The organism is Ruegeria sp. AD5 (assembly GCF_056542345.1).
In genome coordinates this window covers 1-1,608 of sequence record NZ_JBQFZR010000016.1, presented here as the reverse complement: position 1 = coordinate 1,608, position 1,608 = coordinate 1, and the positions used below count along the sequence as shown (strand labels likewise).

Below are 1,608 nucleotides of genomic sequence, written 5' to 3'. Positions count from 1 at the left end.
GGGTTCTGCGACAGGAAGTTACGCGGGCTCGCATACATGTTGGTGAAGTTACAACGTCCACCGCCGGAGATGCGGATTTTCTCCCCCGCAGCCTTCGCGTGGTCGATCACCAGCACGCGGCCACCGCAATGGGCCGCGCACATCATGCCGGCTGCACCGGCGCCAAGGATGATCGTGTCAAATGTCATGTGCAGCGCATGGCGTGAATTGGCGGGGATGGCAAGTGGGGCCTGTTTAAGGAACGGACCGGTTTTGTGATAAACTCCTGATGTCAAAGAACCGAAATATGCCCAATGCAGAGGAGGGCGTCCCGATGATCATGCGAATATTCCAAGTCACAGTTCGGCCCGGCAAAGAGGCTGAATTCTCGAAGTTCTTCCACGAGACCGCGATCCCTTTGATGAAGAACACAAAGGGCATTGTTCAGGTCCTGCCGGGTGCGCCGCGTTCTGAAACACCTAGGGTCAGGACTCATAGCCAATAGATGACGAGTGCTGCGAGGGCGATGGCTGACAGGAAGACCTTCGGGCACCTGTCGTAGCGGGTCGCCACACGCCGCCAATCCTTCAGCCTGCCGAACATGATCTCGATGCGGTTGCGCCGTTTGTAGCGGCGCTTGTCGTGCTTTACCGGATTCTTCCGTTGCTTCCGTCCAGGAATGCAGGCGCGTATCCCTTTGTCCTTCAACGCTTCTCTGAACCAGTCGGCGTCGTAACCGCGATCACCCAGAAGCCATTCAACATCCGGCAGGCTGCTCAGCAATGCTCGTGCGCCGATGTAGTCGCTGACCTGACCTGCCGTGACGAACAGGTTGAGGGGGCGGCCCTGGCTGTCGCAGATGGCGTGCAGCTTGGTGTTCATGCCGCCTTTGGTTCGGCCAATCAGACGGCCACGCCCCCCTTTTTGACGCCCATGCTGGTCGCTGTCCGGTGGGCTTTCAGATAGGTGGCGTCGATCATCACGGTCTTCTCCTCGCCGTGGTCGGCAGCCAGACCTGCCATCATCTGCGCGAAGATGCCTTTGTCGCTCCACCGCTTCCAACGGTTGTAAAGGGTCTTGTGTGGGCCATAGGCCGAAGGGGCGTCGCGCCATCTCAACCCATTGCGATTAATGAAGATAATCCCGCTCAATACACGTCGGTCATCGACGCGGGGTCTGCCATGGGACTTCGGGAAGAAAGGCTCTAAACGCGCCATCTGCGCGTCTGTAAGCCAGAAAAGATCAGACATGTTCACCGCTCGTTTTCGAACCGTGAATCACGCCGCTATACGGAAATCAATGGGTCCTGAGCCTAAGCTATGTTAGACGCGCGCGCAGCATTTCTGCCATCTGATCAACAACGTCGGGGCCTTCAAGTTTTTTGGGAGGGATTCGTACTGGAAAATCTGTGCCCGGGACGAGGGTATTTGAGGAAATATTGCACAAGCCCTCGCCGATTAGTTCATTCATAAAAGCCCTGTCTTCGTCTCCTAAAATGGGATTAAAGTGCTTGGAGACCAAACCTGCTAGGATGTCACAGAATTGTATTGAGCGGCTTTCTTTCGAGTCCATTGCATCGGTTGAAATGACGCGCAATGGGTACTCAACTAAGCTACCGTCACCAGCCCT

Annotated in this window: 3 protein-coding genes; all 3 read right to left on the bottom strand. The window is 56.1% G+C overall.

Translation table 11 applies throughout. The annotated features are described in order from the left end of the window. Positions 1-218, bottom strand: a 218-nt coding sequence (locus ACR0JG_RS20745) for an NAD(P)/FAD-dependent oxidoreductase (protein WP_480572535.1), incomplete at its 3' end; no start/stop codon positions are given. Positions 219-471: 253 nt separating this feature from the next. Beyond that, a protein-coding gene (locus ACR0JG_RS20740; RefSeq protein ID WP_480544160.1) for an IS5 family transposase occupies positions 472-1,229 on the bottom strand; the annotation gives its coding sequence in 2 pieces (ribosomal slippage) (positions 472-908 and positions 908-1,229; 759 coding nt in all). A gap of 67 nt (positions 1,230-1,296) precedes the next feature. Further along, on the bottom strand, positions 1,297-1,608 hold a 312-nt coding region (locus tag ACR0JG_RS20735; protein ID WP_480572532.1), incomplete at its 5' end, for a hypothetical protein.